This window comes from Candidatus Tisiphia endosymbiont of Stenodema calcarata, assembly GCF_964030695.1.
Classification (GTDB): domain Bacteria; phylum Pseudomonadota; class Alphaproteobacteria; order Rickettsiales; family Rickettsiaceae; genus Tisiphia.
Genome location: NZ_OZ034911.1, coordinates 46,996 through 66,446, shown reverse-complemented (window position 1 = coordinate 66,446; position 19,451 = coordinate 46,996). Strand labels below are relative to the sequence as shown.

Genomic DNA, 19,451 nt, shown 5'->3' with positions numbered 1-19,451 from the left:
CAGTAGCAAAGTCGAGCAGCAGAGCGTACATGAGTAACGGAGCAGCGGATATCTTTAGACACGACAACGCCAATTCTTGAAGTTCTACCTGAGTATATAACTTCAGAATGAATAACGGTTGAACTGTTAGTTCAATTCATTAAACTCTACTCTAGCAAATAATTTTGTTTGAAGTAGAGAGAGTTCAGAATGATCTTTTGAACCTTCTTCTGCTAATTTATTGGCTTTAGTTAAAAGGTCTAAATCTCTAGCTAGATCAGCGAAAAAGAATCTTATTTCACCACTTTGCTTTGTTCCTAATATTTCTCCGCTACCTCTTAAGAGTAGATCTTGCTCTGCTATATAAAAACCATCATTGCTGTTTCTCATCACTTCAAATCTAGATTTTGCAACCATACTTAATTTTTGAGGATCATATAGAAGAATACAATGAGATTGTAAAGTTCCACGTCCAACTCTACCTCTTATCTGATGTAACTGAGCTAAACCAAACTGTTCAGCATTTTCTATTACTATTAAGGTTGCTTCTGGTACATCGATACCCACTTCAATTACAGTTGTAGCAACCAAGATTTTAATATTACCATTCTTAAATTGGTGCATAATCATATCTTTTTGCTCATTTTTCATTTTACCATGTATAGTACCTGTAATGTTAGGGTAGGCATTCTCAATGGTAACTAGTCTAGTATTGATGTCGATTAATCCTGTATTTTTTGCCTGTGTTGTTAACTCTTCATCATTTTGATCGATAAGGGGACATATCCAGTAAATTTTCTCTCCAAATTTTAGCTTTTTATCCAAAACTGAAATTACATCATTTAGCTTGGTCTTTGGCAATATGCTAGTAATAATTGGTAGTCGATTTTTTGGTTTGCTTGTTAATTTAGCAATATCCATATCTCCAAACATGGTCAAAGTAAGACTTCTAGGAATAGGGGTTGCGGTCATCACCAAAACATCGGGATGCGAGGCTTTGTTAATTAAATCCAACCGTTGTTGTACACCAAATTTATGCTGTTCATCAATGACGATATAACCTAAATTTTTAAAGTTTACTTTTTCTTGAAATAATGCATGAGTACCAATTAATATATCAATATCTCCGTTTTCTAGACTTGATAGAACTTTGTTTCGTTCTTTGCTAGATATTTTTCCAGTAAGTAAACCAAGCCTTATTCCAGTTTCACTTAAGGCTTTAACGAAGAATTGGTAATGCTGGTTTGCTAATAAATCGGTAGGGGCCATTAGTGCAGCTTGAAATTTATGGTATGCTACAGTGACCATTGTCAATAAAGCTACTAAGGTTTTACCAGAGCCAACATCGCCTTGGAGTAAACACATCATTTCTGTAGGAGATAATTGATGTTTTTCAATTGCTTCGATTACTTTTTTTTGGTCTAGTGTGAGTTCAAAGCCTAATGTCTTAAGTATTGATTGTTGTAGCTGACTAGACCCTGTAAATGAATTACCTTGTTTTAATTTTGTTTGCTGGCGGAGATATTGTAATGAAATTTGATTAGCAAAAAGTTCTTTTTCTGCCAATCGTCTTAAGGCTTGAGTATGTAATTCTTCTAATTTCTTAGTTTTAACCTGATATAAATGTAAAGTTTTTAAATCTTCTAATAATGATTTAGTATAGTCCTTTACTTCTTGAAAACTCTCAGGAATACAGCTCCACTCTTTCTCAAACAAATCAAGCCCCTTTATTATATAGGAATAAAGTTGCTTATTAATTATCCCATAGGTCAAAGGATATATTGGTTCTAGGGGGCTGGTAAGTTTTTGATCCAAAATAAATATTGGGTGGACTATTTGAGGTAAGCTAGAAAAAACTTGTACCTTACCATTAATTGTATGTTTACTGCCTATTGTAAGTTTACTTAGGATAAAATAAGAGGGTCTATTAAAAAATATCAGTAGAATTGAGCCAGTTTCATTATATCCTAAAATTTTCAAAGGCTGTTTTTTGTTCTTAGGCACAAGAACTTCTTCAATTGTTATTTCAGTTTGAATTAACTGACCATTTTTTAGTGAAGATAAATTTGGTGAAATTATTTTAATTTGATAAGAAGTAGGACTATAAAATAACAAATCTCTTAAATTGATTATTCCCAATCTTTTGAGTCCAATAATTATATTATCACTAACGTTAATACGTGATTTAATTGGTAAGAAAAAAAACTTACTGCTAGTTAACATATTATTTTTTTAATTAGTATAATCCTATATCAACTTTAATATTTTCAATTTTTTCTAGCTCTGCTTTCAGATTTCTTTTTATTTCTTCAATTTTACGATATTTTTCTGCTATTTCTTTTTGTTTCTGTAGATCAAATTCTCCTGCCTGGGTTATTGGGATTTTGACTTTAACATTTTTGATAATTTCAACAGTAACTCTTTTATTATCAGTACCTTTTGCATAAGTTTTTAGGTTTTCAGTCAAATAGGAATATACATATTCTAAAGAAATATTTGGTATTTTGGTTATTAATGCTCCGCAATGTGTTGTCATGGAAAATTTACCGTTACGCACAAATACTGTGCCAGCATAAATTCCGTCTGTTGTCCACGTTAAGCATTCGCAATCATAGTCATAGCTATCAATGTAACCAATAATACCTCGATCAATTGTTTGTGCTGAATATAGGGGATAATCACCTTTATGATTTTTGACAAAAATATTTGTATATTTTGCTAACCCTTTTTTAATTTTAAAAATATTAGCTATTGACAGTTCTTTATAAAGAGGAGAGTAGGTCTCTATATGAAATTCATCCTTTATTTCTATAGATGCATTATTTAATGATTGAGATGTGTCTTCAAGTATAGAGCTAAACTCTATTGGAGAAATTAGATTAAACTTATCTATTGCTCCAAGTTCTATCCTTTCCTCTTCACTCCAATTGCAATCAATATTCCAATCTCTTAAATTATTTTTAAACCATTCAACTTCCAGTATTTTGCATCTCTTATCATGATTAATTTTAGCAAAATATTTTTTATTTCCTTTAAAAGCATTGTATAAATTGACTGCCTCTTTTAGATCATCTTGCTCAATATCAAATCTATAAATATCTCTACTCTCTCCAATTTCACTTACTAAATAAGTAAATACTGGGTCAGTTTGTATTTCAGTAGTATTATTCTTCTTTGTTAATGCTAAAATGTATGTTTTTTTACTAATTGTAAAAAATGTTTTAACAGGCAATGAAATTATTGCATCAATATAGCAAATATCTAAAATATATTGTCTTAAATTTTTATCATTTTGCCTGTTAAACATTCCTTCAGGTACAATTATAAAAGCCTTGCCATCTAGTTTTAAAGCTTTTATAATCCATTCCACAAACAAACCTTCAACACCCATTGCATTGATTTTGTAATGGTTTTTTAGGTTCGTTTTGGCAATTTCTTCCTTAAAATTACTACTTCCATCACTAAAATAAGGAGGATTTGTCAGAATTAGATCATACTGGTTTTCAACAATTTCTGATAATGTACCTAGTATTGATTCCCTCTTTAAAATAAAGCTTTCATTGAATATATTAGCAAATCCTTTTGTAAGCCCTGCATTATCTTTTATAAGGTCACAAAAATAAATCAGCATATTTGCCTTTGCTAAGATAATTATTCTTTGTGCATCTTTATCAAAACCTTTATCAAAACCAACTATTTTTACCTTTTGTTTTATTTCACCATTTTCAATAGTGAATAATTTATCAAGTTTATCTTTTATAAATTCCAAAGGAAATTTTCCGACACCACAAGCAGGGTCACAAATTGTCATGCCTTCTTTTAATGTACCTTCTGCCATTTCATTCACTGCACGCACCACTTTGATCGGTGTAAAAAATTGTCCCAAGTGCTTTTTACTGGTACTTGCCTTTAAAAAACTTTCAAATAATTTGCTTTTAAAATCATGATCAATATGTTCAAGTTTACCATAGTTTCTAAACTTTTCTAAAACTTTTTTAAAGACAGTTCCGTATCCAGTAATAGCTTTTTGATCTTCACTTACAAATATAGTGCAATTTATAATCGTTGTTTTATCTATAGGATTTTCTGGAAATAACTCTTTTATTTTGGGTCTTATAATATTTGCATAATGTTGTAGTACATCGTTATATTCATCATATTTGTACATATCTATTAATTTATCAAACGAATAAGTACCAGTTAATATATTTAAATCGCTCAAATATTTGAATATAAACAACTCAACAAAACTATATAAGCAATTTTCAGGAGTTGCACCACTTACACTCCAAATATCTTGCCAAATTTGTTTGGAAAGATCTGTTGGATTGACTAGTTTTTTAGGTAAAATCCTATCATTTTTTTCATTTATCGATTGTATTATTTCTATAATAATTTTTTGTAAATTCTCATCTATTGGATTAAATTTATATTTAAAAGCATTACCATTCGCATCTTTAATATTATTGCCAGTTGCAACATTAATCCAAAGCGTTTCTTGAGTATCAGTTGCAATTATTAGCTTGGTTTTTAACTTCTTTGCAACTTCAATTCCTTGTAAAATAGCCTGATTTTTCTTGTCAACTGTATTAAATTGCTTAGGATGTTTATATTCAACTATTGCTATAACTTCCTTTTGCTTTACAATAATTGCATCAACTTTTCTACGTTCAACACTTCCATAATCTATACTTCTTATTATATCATATTTTTTCAAAGCACTAATAGTTGTTGCACCAATATTATAAAAATTCCAAGTTCCTATTTTCTGAGGATTTTTAATTAAGTTGCGTTGCAGTAATTCTTCACTCATAATAGTAACTATATTTGTTCGCAGCATCTAGAGCTTAGTGCATAAAAATATCAATATCGTTCCATCCTACTAGGTCTAAGTTAGCTCTAATAGGTAAAAACTTAAAAATCTGTTTTGCAATATCTAACCTATTTTCGACCAGTAACATATCTTGCAAGGTAGCACGAAGTTGATGTAGGTAAAGGACGTCTTTGGCGGCATATTCTTTTTGTTCAGCTGTAAGATCCAACCTTCCCCAATAGGAAGATTGTTGTTGTTTAGAAATTTGGACTGAAAGTAGTTCGCGGCATAAGTCCTTTAAACCATGACTGTCAGTATAGGTTCTAACCAGTTTAGAAGATATTTTTGTACAGAATATGTTCTCCAAATCTATTCCAAGATATTTTTTTATTGCTGCTAAATCAAATCTAGCATAGTGAAATATTTTGCATCGATTCTTATCAAGTAATAGTTTTTTTAAATTAGGTGCTACGTAATTCTTGTCAATAAAGTTTACTAAGTAAGCCTTACCATCTCCATTACTCAGTTGCAAAAGGCATAACCTATCCCTATGTAAGTTTAATCCCATCGTTTCTGTATCGATTGCTAGGTCTCCTGCAATATTAAAATCTTCCGGGAGATCATTCTGAAAAACTATAATACTGATAATAACCTCCTAAGTTATTTTATGGTAAAAACCTGTTCTTTTGGCAACGCTACCCCTAAAACTCTTCTTGCTTCTTGGTCAAGCATATCTCTATCTAGAGATTCTGGTCTAAGTAGTTTTACTTTATGTTCAAGTTCAATGCGTTCTGCCCTTAAATTTTCTAGTTCACTATAGGTTTTTTCGAGTCGTTGATTTAATGTAAAATAAGCAATAATCCCTCTATTACCACAAATAGAATGGAAGATAAAATAAGCTAATAATAAAGATAGCAAAACATTAAATATTATCTTTTTGGAATTTTTAACTGAATCAATAAAATATCGATAATTCATAATATTTTAATAATAAAAAATAATATTGGGGCGGTAAGAATTATGCTATCAAACCGGTCTAGAACACCGCCATGACCTGGTATTATAGTGCCAGTATCTTTTATAGCAAATTTACGCTTAAAATATGAAATAAATAAATCGCTCATTTGTGCTATTAGTGCTAAACAAATAGCTGCTATAATTAAGTGCCGTTTGTTTAATAAATAGTCAGTTGGTAAGTCAAAGCTAGGTACTAAACTTAATAAAAACGCTGTAAGCCCACTAGCTAATACCCCTATGATTAATCCACTCCAAGTTTTGTTAGGACTAATCTTGGGGGTCAGCTTAGGTCCGCCTATATTCTTCCCACCAATCATAGCAAATATATCAACTGACCATATTATAATGAAATATAGTAATAATAGCCATCGATTTTTATCTTCAGTAGCAATTATTATTAAAGATATAGTAGGAATGGGAATAATAATAAAGCCCAGTAATATATGAAAAAAGGACGATTTTGTCATTTGATACCATTCATATAACATAATTATGGCAATTAATAACATAACTATATAAAATAATGACTTAATAAACATTATCGCTATAATAAATACTGGTCCTATTACTAGGGCTGATAATATTCTTACTACTATATTAAGCCTCTTATCTGGCACCAAAATTCCTTTTTCTTTTTGAATAATCGTTTAACACTTCTAGTATATCTTGTTTGTTAAAGTCAGGCCAGTATTTAGGTAAAAAATATAGTTCAGCATAGGCAGCTTGCCATAGTAGAAAATTACTGATTCTACATAGACCACCAGTACGAATTAACAAATCTACATCAGGCATTCCTGGATCATATAGATAATTACCAAACTCATTCTCGCTAATTTGTGTTTTACTAGAATTGATGATTTTCTGACATGCATCAACAATCTCTGCTCGCCCGCCGTAACTAAAAGCAATACAAAGAGTTATGTTATTATTATGTTTTGTTAATTCTATAGCATCATGGATTTGTTTTTGTAACATATTATCTAACATATCCAATCTACCGATAACTTTTATTTTGACTCCGTTTTCGTGTAGTAGTGTAGTCTCATTTTTTAGATAATAACGTAATAATTTTAGTAAAAAGGTCACTTCAGTCTTTGACCTACGCCAATTTTCTGATGAGAAAGTATAAAGTGTCACGTAAGGTATATTAAGTTCTATAAAATCTGGTAATAGTTTCTTTACTCTATTAGCACCTGCTCTATGTCCCTCAGATTTTGGTAAACCTTTTTCTAAAGCCCACCTTGCATTACCGTCCATGATAATGGCTAAATGATTTACTTTGTTGATTGTACTCATATTTATTGTATATACGCTGGAATGACTCGAAGTTATCACAATTACTATTGCTAACCTCAATTTCGGATTAATTTCATTAATCCGAAATTGGAATGAGAAAGTAAACAATCAGGCTTAAAGCGGTTTGACGCCTGATTGTTAAATATTTCATTTGCTAATAATCTTATTTTTATTGATATAAAAATAAGATTATTAGCGATAATAGATTAAAATGCATTCGTAGAAGTGCTTCAAGAATGCATTTTTCTGATATTATAGCCAGTTTTGGATTAAAATTAAAAATTTTAATCCAAAACTGAGGTTGCTCAGGTTAGCTATATAATAACACAGAAATGCCATTAATGGACATGCGGTCAGTTATAGGAAAATTTCACCGTAATAGATCATTTATAGATACTTTACTTCTAGTTCCTTTATCCACCTGTTTAACGATTACTGCACAATATAAACTTGGTTTTCCCGAATCAGCAGGCAGGCTGCCAGGTACTACAACTGAGTAGGCCGGAACTCTACCATAAATTATCTTTCCACTTTCCCTATCTACTATCTTGGTAGAAGCACCAATAAATACTCCCATACTAATTACACTTCCTTCTTCTACTAAAACCCCTTCTGCTATTTCTGATCTTGCACCTATAAAACAATTATCTTCAATTATTACCGGGGTATTTTGTATTGGCTCTAGTACCCCACCAATACCTGTCCCGCCGGAAATATGACAATTCCTCCCTATTTGCGCACATGATCCTACGGTGACCCAAGTATCAATCATTGTTCCTTCTCCTATATATGCACCTATATTAATAAAAGAAGGCATAACAATAACGTTTTTAGCTAAATATGCCCCCGTTCTTATAAATGCTCCGGGAACGATACGACAGCCGTGGGTTCTAAATAATTCTTCATTATGATTTGTAGAAAATTTGGGAGCAATTTTATCATACCATTTCATACAATCGCCAGAATGGATTTGCGAATCAGTTACAATAAAATGTAATAAGATTGCTTTTTTCACCCAAAGATTAACTCGCCAACCAGCCCCTTCTTTTTCACAAACCCTAATTAATCCTTGATTTAAACCATCAATAATATTATTCAATATTTGTTTGGCGTAGTTAGTTTTTTCTGAATCCTTGGTTAATTTATCGCGTATTTGCCACAATTCTTCTATAGTATTGATGTGTTTTTGCATAACGTCCTTGCTAAACTATTAAAAAAATCATAATTTACTTTATTTTTAAGTCAACCTATATACTCAAATTTGAGTATACAAATTAGATCACGTAAATGAGTATTGCTTGCCCAAATTGTAACACTACCTTTATAGTTTCAAGAGAACAAATAGGTATGACTGGTAGGAAGGTCAAATGTTCAAAATGCCACCATATATGGTATCAAAGGGCAGAGTTTGATCAGCAAGAACCTCCTATTATATCAGATAATACCACAAAAAACGCTAGCACTAATGAAAATAATAAAATATATTTAACCAAAGGTACTAACTTACCGGCTTTATTACCAACTAAAATTCCTGAGCAATCGCATATTTTATCTATGTTATTGTGGCTTAGTTTAATTGTCTTCTTATTATTAATGTTATTTCACGAGAAGTTTAATATACCAGCTCTGTATAAAGAGAATAATAATATATTAACTATAAGAAATATACATGTTGAACAAAATAAAGAAATGGGACAAATGAAAGTTTCCTACAGGATAAGTAATACTTCCGACCATGATGTGACAATACCACTTATTCGGGTTAGATTGCTCAATAAAAAATATGTAACAGTAAAATCCTATATAATGAATCAAAAAAATATTAAACTGTCCCCTAAGCAACATATCGACATTGCTACGTATCTTGATGTAGTTCCTCGTTCAAGTGAGGTGTTAAATATTATGCTTGGTAATAGTTTGGATTTCATATTACATTAGACTTCTTCTGAAAGAGATTTATAATCAGTTCGAATACTCCCATAACATAACCTGAATTCGATGTAACAGTTACATCGAACTTCCGTGATATATATAGAAAAAAATGAATAAACAAATTATATACCCTAAACTAATTCCTAGGCTCTTTGCTTCTTGCCTAGATTCGTTTTTGTTGTCAATTTTTACAACTCCGATCACCCACTTTATGTTATCTAAACTGTCTTTATTTTTTTTTAAAGCTAGTATAGCGGACATACTAATAATGGGTAGCACGAAACCGGAGTTAGTTCAAAATATAACTGCTAGTAGTGTTCTTACATTATTTATTTTAATGTTTATAATTAATTTTGCCCTAGCTGCAACATATTTTATTGGTTTTTGGATTTATTTTGGTGCTACTCCAGGAAAAATGATTATGCATATGAAAATAGTAGATGCAATAACTCTTGGAAAACCTAGTAAATGGCAATTAATTAAAAGATTTTGTGGATATGTATTAGTGCTAGTTGGTATTTGGTTTATACTCTTTTCTAAACAACGCCAAGCTTTGCATGATAAAATTGCTGGAACAGTGGTTATTAAGAGTTAAAACAGTTATAAGTAGTAAAGGTATGCTAAAATGAATAAACTAAATGAAATAGATCAGTTGATCTATCTTTTCTCCAAACTACCTAGTCTTGGTCAAAGATCAGCAAGGCGTATAGTCCTGCATCTTTTACAAGAAAAAGACGTTAGGTTAAAAGGTTTAATTTCAGCTCTTTCTTACGTAGATAATAATGTTGTTAAGTGCGATATTTGTGGCAACATAGATTCTCATCATATTTGCAGAGTATGTTCATCTGATGATCGCAACAAATCTATTATAGCAATTGTTGAAACAGTGACAGAATTGTGGGCAATAGAACGTAGTGGTATTTTTAATGGATATTATCATGTACTAGGACATAATTTATCAACTGCAAGTAGCCATAATTCTAAAGCATTAAGACTACCAGAATTACTAGCTAGATGCCAAGAGAATAATATTAATGAAATAATTATTGCAACTAATTCCACCTTAGAAGGTCAAACTACAGCTTATTTCATTACTGAATATTTTAAAGATTATACTATCAAAATATCAAGATTAGCTAGCGGCATTCCAATAGGTGGAGAACTAGACTATTTAGATGAAGGAACTTTATCAGCTGCAATAACCTTAAGACAGCCTTTTGACTAATTTATTAAAAATTATTTATTGTGTTGAAAAATTTAATATAATATATAAGCTGTTGGTTATATATTATATTAAATTTTGTTAATAAATTATCAAAGATTACTAAATTAGAATTATTTATATGAAATGTTAATTTGAAATTTTTAGATATTTTCATTAGTTATTTTATATTTTATCTTGCATATAATTATTTTAAGTAAAGTAAGCATATGTACCAACTTTTTTGGACTATTTTAGTCATATTTTTGATTCCTGTAGTTCTTTATATTTGCAGGTACAAGATGTTTTCGTGGTTTAATTTAAGAAATAATTCAAAAACTAAAATATTAGAATTAGAACAAAAAATATCAGAGCAAGATAATATTTTAAATCACGTTACTCACGAAATTAGGACTTCGATACATGGGGGAAGTAGTATAGCTCAGTTTTTATATGAAAATTGGGATAAAATGGATGAGCAAGAACACGTAAAGTATGTCAGTATAATAGCTAAAAATAATCAGCGTCTTATAAAATTAATTAATGACCTACTAGACCTATCTAAGTTTAGTACCGGAAAAATGCAGTTTAATTTTGTTGCTATGGATCTATTATCTTCTATAAAAGAGACCGTGCAACAACTTACAGAATTAAACATAATTAACGATCGAGTTAATATTATTCTTATTGATCATAGTATTACAAAAGCAATGATTAATGGAGATAAAATTAGGATTAACCAATTATTAAATAATTTATTTAATAATGCACTCAAATATACTAAGGAAGGATTAATTATAGCGGTAATTGATTTAAAAAATCATGATAATATTCCTTATTGGTGCTTTAGCCTAATCGATACAGGTATAGGAATTCCAGACTCAGAACTTGAGACTATTTTTGAAGTATTTACTCGTAGTTCACGAACTAATAATAATTTTCTTGGTACAGGTGTTGGTTTATCTATTTGCCGAGAAATTGTACTGGCTCATAATGGTTATATTTATGCCGAAAATAACCATAAAAGAGGAACAAAATTAGAATTTATGATTCCTGTATATGATAAAAAAGAGACATAAAATGCTTACAAAGGATAATATTGCAAAAGTATTTACTATACTTTTTGTTGATGACGAACCAATTTGCCATGACGCAATAAATTTAGTGCTACATTATGAACAAAAATATAAAATTATCAGTGCTTATTCCGGACAAGAAGCAGTTAATTTATTTAAAATATATGCTAATATAATAGAGTTAATATTTCTTGATATTTCTCTTCCTGATATGACAGGTTATGAAGTACATAAGCAGATAAGAAGTGATGATAACCTTGCACATATTCCTATAATTTTTCAAACTGGTTTTTCTAGCAATCACCAAGAAATGCAAGAATTCTTACAAGAACAAACAACATACCTAATTCATAAACCTTATAAAAACGAAGAACTACTTGAAACCATAAGGCAGTTCCATAACTAGATATATACTCAAAGCAGAAGAGTATACTCATTTATAAAGCAATTAGATATAAGATAAATATTCTTATATCTAATTGAGGTTACTTAGATATTATATGTTTATTTTTTAATAATGAAACAAGATCACCATTTTCATACATCTCACGTACTATATCGCAGCCACCTATCAATTCCCCTTTTATATAAAGCTGTGGTATAGTAGGCCAATCACTGAAAGATTTGATATCTTCACGTAAGCTAGGATTGGTTAAAACATTAATATCACGAAATTCTACGCCAAGTTTTTTTAAGATAGAAACAACGGTAGCAGAAAAACCACATTGAGGAAAATTGGCAGTGCCTTTCATAAATAATACAATATCATGATTAGCAATTTCATTTTTTATAAAATCAAAATTTCTATTCTCTAACATTCCTAAACCTGATAAAAATTATAACTTCTTTTACTCTTAAATGTTATATTATGCAAGCTCAAATAGTTGATAAAATTTTTGAAATTTTAAGCCAAAATAATCCTACTCCCCGAACGGAACTAGAATATGTTAATAATTTTACTCTATTAGTAGCGGTGATATTATCCGCACAAGCAACTGATGTTTCAGTTAATAAAGCAACTAGATTATTGTTTGTGAAGTATAATACACCAGAAAAAATATTAGAACTCGGGGAAGAAGGGGTAAGAACTTATATAAGATCAATAGGTTTATTTATAACCAAAGCAAAAAATATTGTTGCACTTTGTCGAATTTTGATAGATAAGTATGACAGCAAAGTACCTAACAATTTTGATGACTTAATTAAATTGCCAGGTGTCGGAAGAAAAACTGCTAATGTAGTATTGAATTGCCTCTTTGGTAAGTCAACTATCGCAGTTGATACACATGTATTTAGAGTTTCTAAAAGATTAGGACTGGCAAATAGTAATACTCCCAAAAAAGTAGAACTTGAATTAGTTAAAGTTATCGATATAAAATGGTTACAACATGCTCATCACTGGTTGATATTACTTGGTAGGTATATTTGCAAAGCACGAGTACCAAATTGCCCTGCTTGCCCAGTTAAAGAATATTGTGAGTATTATGCTAATAATTTTCTGAAGTAGCAAACTGTAGATACACTTCTGCTTTAAAGAATTGGCTAGGAGTACGAGTGGCAAGTTAACTAATCGTATATTTAGTATGTGAGTACGCAAAGTCCCGATAGTAAGACAATGCTAACACTTTAAAGACGAATAGTATACCAAACCTATTGTTTACGTAGTTAACCGAATCTGATGTAACTTGTTATTCTGAATTCCTATAGATGGAGAGGTGGCCGAGTGGTTTAAGGCGCTCGCCTGGAAAGCGTGTTCACGGTAACGTGTCAGGGGTTCAAATCCCCTCCTCTCCGCCACTGTGGTACAAGTCGTCGTTTTTTCAAAAATATCGAACGGGAAACGTAGGGAGGTCTCAAGTTTTTTGCCCCTGACGTTTAAGGTTCTGAAATACGAAATTTATCATTTTGCGTTTTTGAGGGCTTTCAGAACCTTTAAAAGTTTCATAGGCCTTGCGATGCTAGAGTTATTAGCGTTGTAGCGGTATCAGTAAATTTATCGTCTGCTTCATCATAAGTTTTTAGTAAACGATCAATTTCATATTGGCGATCTTTTAATTGTTGTTTTTTTCTTTGAAATTCTTCTGTGCTAAGTTCTCCATTGAGTCGCAAATCTATTAATGAATTTAATCTATTTTCATTTTCGGTATGTTCTTTCTTTAATGAAGCTGTTGCTTGGTCATGTTCAGCTTTTTTTAGCTCATTAGTGTTTCTTAGGTATGCAAGGGTCTCTTTTAGCATTTCCCGGGTCTCTCTCTTAACCTATTCTTTTAAAAACCTCTTCTATTTGCTTTAAAACCTCATCTTCCCTTATATATATTTTCTTGTCTAAGTTCTTATATCTTAAAAACATGTTATAAGTAGTTGTAAGAGGGTGACTTGAAGCAAGCTAGACTGAAATAGTCGTGAACAGAATAAGTACCCTCTATCGTTAAGTTTGCTTTGAACAAATTGCAGAAGGTACTGCAGTACAGTAGCCTTGCACAATAAGATGAAGGAGATTATACTATGAAAAAAATAATAGGTCTAGATGTAAGTAAAAAATGGCTTGATGTATGTATATATATTTCAAACAGTAAACCGGAATATCATCGTTTTGCAAATGATAATTTAGGTCATGAAGAGCTTATAAAATTAACAAAATATCAAAAAATTGAGCTAATAGTGTGCGAACCCACAGGAGGCTACGAGGATGAAATTTGCCAAAAATTATATAGTAATGAGCAACGGATTCATAAGGTAAATACCTATAGTTTTAATTCATTTAGTAAGTCAGTAAATTTTTGTAAAACGGACAAGCAAGATGCTTTTAAATTAGCGTATTACGGTGATAAGATGCAACTTACAGCAAATTATATACATCAAATTGAATCAGAAAATTTGAAGAGATATCAGCAAAGACGGGAAGATTTAGTATTGATGCTTAGTAATGAAAAAAAGAGGTTGCATAATAGTGTCGATGGTATTGACAAAGAAAGCATAGAAACATTGATAGGATGCTTACAAAAGGAAATATCTAAAATTGATGATAAATTAAATGAGATAATAGATGGATCAGAAGAACTACAAGAAAAAACAAAAATATTAGAAACTGTACCTGGCATTGGCAAATGTCTAGCTAGTAAATTAATTAGTTTTTTACCTGAGTTGGGAAATAAAAATTATAGCGGCAACGAATTATCAGTATGGTTGGAATAGCGCCATATGCTCGAGATAGTGGTAATAAACAAGGTCGAAGATTCATTAGAGGAGGCAGAAAGATATACTGCTCGTAAATGAAGGGTTGCAAAGATAGGAGAGATATTGTAGAGTTTAGGAGATTATGAGTAAGAATGTATTGACAGAAGAACAAAGAGAAAAGTTGAAGGAACGTCATAAGACAGAACGAGACGGACGCATACGTGATCGTATTAAGGCAGTTTTGATGTATGACGATGGGTATAGTAATGTAGAGATTGCTAAGGTACTACTCTTGAGCCACGAATCGATAAGAAAACATATTGTTGATTATCAAAAAGCCAATAAGCTTGATACCAACAATGGAGGTAGCACAAGCAAATTAAGTGATGGTGAGAGGGAAGAATTAGCGAGTCACCTAGAAGCAAATAATTATGTTTATGCTAAAGATATCATGCATCACATTTAGAACAAATATGGGGTAACATATACGATAACGGGAGTAACAAAATTACTATACAAATTGGGTTTTGTTTACAAGAAGCCGAAAATAGTACCGGCTAAGCTGGATTTTGACAAGCAAGAATTATTTAAGTTAAACTACAGTTTACTAAAAGGGAATCTCAGAGATAAGGAAGCCATATATTTTATGGATGGTGTTCATCCTCAGTATCAAGCAAGGGCAAGGTGCGGTTGGATAAGAAAGAAGCAAGATAAGACCTTACCAACATTCAGTGGCTGGAGAAGAAAGCACATGATTGGTGCTATTAATCTAGCTGATTTACAGTTAGTAAGGACAGAGAACCCCAAAATAAATGGGGAGCAGATAGTTAATTTTCTACAGAGATTGGAAGAGGAGAATAGTGACAAGGAAAGAATATATTTAATCTGTGACAATGCTAGTTACCACAAATCCAAGAAAGTTAAAGAATACCTAGTAAATAGTAAAATAGAGCTAGTATTTTTGCCACCATATAGTCCAAATCTTAACCCAATTGAGAGATTATGGAAGTTTATGCACAGTATTACAACTAATAATAAATTTTATCATAATTTTGAACAATTTTCGGAAGCAATAAACAAATTTTTCAGCAACATCGCCGATTATAAAGATAGGTTACGTACCTTAATAAACGATAATTTCCAAACTATTACCGTTAACCATTTCTGCAACTCTTCAGGTTAATTGAGTATATAGTCAATTCAGGAGAATTTGGTGACGTCGTCGCTCGCCTATTATCTATAGGCTTCGCTCCTCATCTTCGAGATAAATATGAGCAAAAATTATGCTATAGAAGTGGATTATCATGCGGCGTGTGGGAAAACTAAACCTCATTTCCATCAACTTTTTATTTACTCTTAATCGGAAATTTAGGTTTATAGAAAATATCGTGAGATAATATCATTACTTACATATTCTCCGCTAGAATTATTTTTAATCCACTCTTCATCTAAAAAATTCATAACTACTAAATCATTAGAAAATTTGTACTTTTGATTATATACTAATTCTTTCACTATTAATTTTTGTATTTTAGGATGTAACATATATTGTTGTGGCTTTTGATTAACCTCTTGAACTAAATGAAATACTGCTTGCACGATTCCACCAAGTAATAATCCTCGAGTAAGTTGTATATCATTGGCTGGCACAGATTCTCCAGAATTATCCAAATTTACAGGGTATCCTCCTCTAAAAATATTGAACGTTGCACTATCTGTAGAATATTCTATATTATCCAATACGTTAGAGGTATTAATAGAAGAATTATCTTGAATAATATGCAATAATGACTGAAATTCTATATCTTGTGATGAGCAACTAATTAGATTCTTTGTTCCTCGTATTTTATTGACGTCAAGAGATAAAGTAATATCTTCTCCTGTACAACCAAAAATATATTCAGATTTCTGAAATAAAGATAGAATATTATTTGCAGTTTTAATCTTCTTCATAAGATTATACTTACTGTCAGATTTATCATATATTATTACTTTATGATTTAAAGATAATAGTTTCCGGGCGACAGCCCTTCCTATAGCTCCAAGACCTACTACTCCACAAATAAGGCTATGAGATTGTAAAGGCAAAATTTTATCAAGTTTTTGTATGACGGCCTGAGCAATCATTGGAGGTTCTAATATCTGCTTTGTAGCAGAATAAGCAACGTCAATAAAAGGTAACGTGGTATTATTCTTTTTAGTAATATTAACAACACCGGATGATGTTTGCTCTACAGCAAAGACTTTGTAATTATTACTTAGTAACTTTGGAATATTTGTTGTACATTTACTACCATCATCTAGTATGATAATAGTGTCAGATTTTACATTCATTATGGTAGTAGCAACATTAGCCCACATATTAGCTATATCTATATTAAAATAATAGTTAAAATAGCCAAATTGTTGCGGTTGAGAACTAGGGTGGTAATTTACTCCCATTTCTATAAGTTGGGCAATTACTATAGGACAATTTGAGTATATTTTACCCATTATATGAATATTATTCGGCTTAGCACCTAATTTGATAAGAGATTTTATTAAATCTATTGTTGTAAATAACAAATGTTGTACACAAACAAAGGTAACATTTTTTAAATTAAGATACTTACATCCTTTTAATTTATCTATTATACTTTGTAGAGTTGCTAATATGGGTGTATTTAAATTACTCATAATAAACTCAAAAAATTACTCGTCATTGTATATAGCAATACAACCATTAAAAAAACTAGATGAGGAGCAAAATACTCTTGCTTCCTTACCATTACTATTATACTCTAAAAATCTAGCATCATCTTCAGATATAATTTTACTAGATAATATCTGACCAAATGGATCGTTTCCAGAATGAAATAACTCAAATTTTATGTTTTTAAGTGAGTTGACACTATGATTCTCAATTTGGTGAATAGTATTTATTAAAATATCTAATAATCTTTTAATCTCTCTTTGATCTTCAATTATACTTGGAGGATTTCTACAATAAGGAGAGCTATTAAATAGAGTAGGAAAGCTAAGAGAATAATAGACTTTACTATTTTTAGTAAATTTTGCTGGTTGCATAATATTTGGTATATAATCTTTTAGATTATAATCATTTACATATATTTGCTGTATTAAATTCATTGGCAAACCTGTATCATCCGTGGATGGCTTAAATGCTATAGCAGAACCTTTAGAAATCAAAATTAAATGTCTAACAGTGTCTATTAAATATGATCGTGGTTTTAAATTACGTAGATTAATTGCATGAATAAAAAATGACCATAATAAACTAAAATCTGTAAAATCTTCTAACAATTGAAATTGTTTCCAACATTGATTAACTAGATAATTATAAAAACCACTATATCCAAGATCATTTGGTTGAAGAAACCACTCATTAGAAAATACTAAAATGCTATTATTCCAATTTGAATTATGAGAATACTTATTAATATCTACAAATGTCTGCCAATGATCTGACAAACTATAGGGAGCATGGATATCAACCCCTAATTTTTTTTTAATTCTATTATGACCCACTGTGTCAGAAATACTTGGAATCATAACAGTAGAGCGAGCTCCGGCTGACACATTCCAAATAGGCATGTCTAGTGAAGATGTTTGGTTTAACATATGCATTAATTCAAATAGACCAAAAAGTTCACCAGCCAAAAGAACATTAAGAGAAACAATTCTATTTTGTATCTGAACAAATACTTCACTCAAACTATTAAGAATTAAGGATAAGGGAATATGACTATATCTCAACTTCTTTTTTAGAAATTCTGGAATTCTTGAGTCATTTATAGAAATTAGTTTGCCGTCTTTAGTTGGTAGATGAAACTCCCCCCTATTAACAATATATGCTCCATAAGGATATTTTATTTTGAATAAAGAATATTTTCCGCATTGATTAACATTATCACATTTTTCTGCCAGTTCAGGATTAACCTTATAAACTTCATCCTTAACTTCAGACCATTTGACTTCTTCAACACTAAAATTCAAATCTTCTTCCATACCAAATTCTCGTATAATTAAATGAACTTAAAGTGATTAAAATTGGTGAGTCTATTATATTTATTTCTCTGCCTCTATTAATAAGAGTATATTAGATTCTTTTATAAGGTTAAATTCTTGTTCTGTAAAGCTCTGTAAAGCATTTTCTTTTAAAAACAAGTTATGTTTCCTTACATTCTTGAAGCCCAATTTTTCCATTAATCTCTTTATAGTATCAAAATCCATATGATAGCACGTTACAACACAATCATTTGTAATACTAATTTCTATGGGGCAACCATCCGTGTACTCATCTTTCAAAAACTTCGTAGGAAATTTTAATATATCAAAAACCTCTGGATAAGAATATGCACTTATAATATCTAAAGTGCATATTATAACTTTTCCTCCTTGTTTTAAGCATTCATAACAATTTTTGATAAATATTTCTAATTTACTTAAAGCATCTATATATAAAATCACAAAGATATTATATACAATATCGTATTCATGTTGTCCCAAAATTACAGAACTTTCAACATCAGAAAAATCTAATACATGTAACTCAATATTACTATTTTTGATATTTTCTTTACATAGCTCTACTTGATAAGGAGAAATGTCGCACCCTACTAATTTCAGTGGATTCTCAGCATAGAAAATTTCTAAATATCTACCAAATCCACAACCTATCTCTAATAGAGCCTTGTCTCTTACATTTCCTATAATATTTTTTACGTGTGGGTTAATAATATAATTATTAAATCTAAATTCCTTAGTTTCTCTATAAGAATCAATAATAGTTTTTAATTTCCAGTTATTCATAATTTTACCATTGAACAATTAGAGGAACTGCTTTTTATTATTTTAATAATAAGAATTAAAATTAAAAAGCACTAAATTACAATAGCATAATTTTAGCATGCTATTCTTGCCCCCTATTTTCAGTCTTACCAAGTGTGTTTATATATGG

At 30.5% G+C, this 19,451-nt stretch carries 21 protein-coding genes and 1 tRNA gene; 10 read left to right on the top strand and 12 right to left on the bottom strand.

The genetic code is table 11. The annotated features are described in order from the left end of the window. Positions 1-126: 126 nt before the first annotated feature. The 7 genes from ACQH1W_RS00380 to dapD form a co-directional block, all read right to left on the bottom strand. Positions 127-2,202 carry an ATP-dependent DNA helicase RecG gene (locus tag ACQH1W_RS00380; protein ID WP_375332546.1) on the bottom strand — a complete coding sequence of 692 codons (2,076 nt, stop codon included), beginning with the start codon at positions 2,200-2,202 and terminating at the stop codon, positions 127-129. 13 nt (positions 2,203-2,215) lie between these two features. After that, a complete protein-coding gene (locus ACQH1W_RS00375; RefSeq protein WP_425361052.1) occupies positions 2,216-4,792 on the bottom strand; it encodes an N-6 DNA methylase in 2,577 nt (858 codons plus the stop codon). Between the two features lie 34 nt (positions 4,793-4,826). Then, complete coding sequence (locus ACQH1W_RS00370) at positions 4,827-5,438, bottom strand: ribonuclease D (RefSeq protein WP_375333228.1); 612 nt, start codon at positions 5,436-5,438, stop codon at positions 4,827-4,829. A gap of 14 nt (positions 5,439-5,452) precedes the next feature. After that, on the bottom strand, positions 5,453-5,770 hold the full coding sequence (locus ACQH1W_RS00365) for an FtsB family cell division protein (RefSeq protein WP_341762992.1): 318 nt from the start codon (positions 5,768-5,770) through the stop codon (positions 5,453-5,455). Next, the gene (locus ACQH1W_RS00360) at positions 5,767-6,429 is read right to left on the bottom strand and encodes a phosphatidate cytidylyltransferase (protein ID WP_341762991.1); all 663 of its coding nucleotides are present in this window, start codon (positions 6,427-6,429) and stop codon (positions 5,767-5,769) included. The genes ACQH1W_RS00365 and ACQH1W_RS00360 overlap by 4 nt, the downstream gene beginning before the upstream one ends. Continuing rightward, positions 6,416-7,105, bottom strand: a complete 690-nt coding sequence (uppS, locus tag ACQH1W_RS00355) for a polyprenyl diphosphate synthase (RefSeq protein WP_375332547.1) — start codon at positions 7,103-7,105, stop codon at positions 6,416-6,418. The genes ACQH1W_RS00360 and uppS overlap by 14 nt, the downstream gene beginning before the upstream one ends. A 370-nt stretch (positions 7,106-7,475) precedes the next feature. Next, positions 7,476-8,297 carry a 2,3,4,5-tetrahydropyridine-2,6-dicarboxylate N-succinyltransferase gene (gene dapD / locus ACQH1W_RS00350; protein ID WP_375332548.1) on the bottom strand — a complete coding sequence of 274 codons (822 nt, stop codon included), beginning with the start codon at positions 8,295-8,297 and terminating at the stop codon, positions 7,476-7,478. A 95-nt stretch (positions 8,298-8,392) separates the two neighbouring features. On the opposite strand from dapD, the gene ACQH1W_RS00345 reads away from it, so the two are divergent. The 5 genes from ACQH1W_RS00345 to ACQH1W_RS00325 all read left to right on the top strand — a co-directional run bounded on the left by ACQH1W_RS00345 (position 8,393) and on the right by ACQH1W_RS00325 (position 11,720). Continuing rightward, positions 8,393-9,043, top strand: a complete 651-nt coding sequence (locus tag ACQH1W_RS00345) for an MJ0042-type zinc finger domain-containing protein (protein ID WP_375332549.1) — start codon at positions 8,393-8,395, stop codon at positions 9,041-9,043. A 103-nt stretch (positions 9,044-9,146) separates the two neighbouring features. Further along, the gene (locus tag ACQH1W_RS00340; protein ID WP_341762989.1) at positions 9,147-9,632 is read left to right on the top strand and encodes an RDD family protein; all 486 of its coding nucleotides are present in this window, start codon (positions 9,147-9,149) and stop codon (positions 9,630-9,632) included. A gap of 30 nt (positions 9,633-9,662) precedes the next feature. Next, on the top strand, positions 9,663-10,262 hold the full coding sequence (gene recR, locus ACQH1W_RS00335; protein WP_341761947.1) for a recombination mediator RecR: 600 nt from the start codon (positions 9,663-9,665) through the stop codon (positions 10,260-10,262). A gap of 278 nt (positions 10,263-10,540) precedes the next feature. Next, entirely contained in the window at positions 10,541-11,317 is a 777-nt protein-coding gene (locus ACQH1W_RS00330; RefSeq protein ID WP_342278918.1) for a sensor histidine kinase, read from the top strand. Beyond that, a complete protein-coding gene (locus ACQH1W_RS00325) occupies positions 11,298-11,720 on the top strand; it encodes a response regulator (RefSeq protein ID WP_375332550.1) in 423 nt (140 codons plus the stop codon). Before ACQH1W_RS00330 ends, ACQH1W_RS00325 begins: the two co-directional genes overlap by 20 nt. 79 nt (positions 11,721-11,799) lie before the next feature. Here the strand turns inward: ACQH1W_RS00325 and grxD are convergent, their stop codons facing one another. Continuing rightward, positions 11,800-12,132, bottom strand: coding sequence for a Grx4 family monothiol glutaredoxin (gene grxD / locus ACQH1W_RS00320; RefSeq protein WP_341747650.1), 333 nt, complete (start codon positions 12,130-12,132; stop codon positions 11,800-11,802). Positions 12,133-12,182: 50 nt separating this feature from the next. Here grxD and nth point away from each other — a divergent pair, with 50 nt between their 5' ends. Together nth and ACQH1W_RS00310 are read left to right on the top strand one after the other, a co-directional pair. Continuing rightward, positions 12,183-12,821, top strand: a complete 639-nt coding sequence (nth, locus tag ACQH1W_RS00315; protein WP_341761944.1) for an endonuclease III — start codon at positions 12,183-12,185, stop codon at positions 12,819-12,821. Positions 12,822-13,023: 202 nt separating this feature from the next. After that, positions 13,024-13,111 (top strand) — tRNA-Ser (locus ACQH1W_RS00310). Between the two features lie 144 nt (positions 13,112-13,255). Here the strand turns inward: ACQH1W_RS00310 and ACQH1W_RS00305 are convergent. Next, on the bottom strand, positions 13,256-13,552 hold the full coding sequence (locus ACQH1W_RS00305; protein ID WP_341762804.1) for a hypothetical protein: 297 nt from the start codon (positions 13,550-13,552) through the stop codon (positions 13,256-13,258). A 267-nt stretch (positions 13,553-13,819) separates the two neighbouring features. Between ACQH1W_RS00305 and ACQH1W_RS00300 the strand changes: the two genes are divergently transcribed. The 3 genes from ACQH1W_RS00300 (at position 13,820) to ACQH1W_RS00290 (ending at position 15,674) form a co-directional block, all read left to right on the top strand. After that, complete coding sequence (locus ACQH1W_RS00300; protein ID WP_375332551.1) at positions 13,820-14,509, top strand: IS110 family transposase; 690 nt, start codon at positions 13,820-13,822, stop codon at positions 14,507-14,509. 124 nt (positions 14,510-14,633) lie between these two features. After that, positions 14,634-14,957 (top strand): helix-turn-helix domain-containing protein, encoded by a 324-nt coding sequence (locus tag ACQH1W_RS00295; RefSeq protein WP_341756103.1) that lies wholly within the window; start codon positions 14,634-14,636, stop codon positions 14,955-14,957. 54 nt (positions 14,958-15,011) lie between these two features. Next, positions 15,012-15,674, top strand: coding sequence for an IS630 family transposase (locus ACQH1W_RS00290; protein WP_341756104.1), 663 nt, complete (start codon positions 15,012-15,014; stop codon positions 15,672-15,674). A 191-nt stretch (positions 15,675-15,865) separates the two neighbouring features. Here ACQH1W_RS00290 and ACQH1W_RS00285 read toward each other — a convergent pair whose 3' ends face one another. The 3 genes from ACQH1W_RS00285 to ACQH1W_RS00275 are packed head-to-tail and all read right to left on the bottom strand — an operon-like array spanning position 15,866 to position 19,303. Then, entirely contained in the window at positions 15,866-17,167 is a 1,302-nt protein-coding gene (locus ACQH1W_RS00285; RefSeq protein ID WP_375332884.1) for an NAD(P)-dependent oxidoreductase, read from the bottom strand. 15 nt (positions 17,168-17,182) lie between these two features. After that, positions 17,183-18,499 carry a hypothetical protein gene (locus ACQH1W_RS00280; protein WP_375332883.1) on the bottom strand — a complete coding sequence of 439 codons (1,317 nt, stop codon included), beginning with the start codon at positions 18,497-18,499 and terminating at the stop codon, positions 17,183-17,185. Positions 18,500-18,559: 60 nt separating this feature from the next. Beyond that, the gene (locus ACQH1W_RS00275) at positions 18,560-19,303 is read right to left on the bottom strand and encodes a class I SAM-dependent methyltransferase (protein ID WP_341763080.1); all 744 of its coding nucleotides are present in this window, start codon (positions 19,301-19,303) and stop codon (positions 18,560-18,562) included. Positions 19,304-19,451 lie beyond the last annotated feature (148 nt).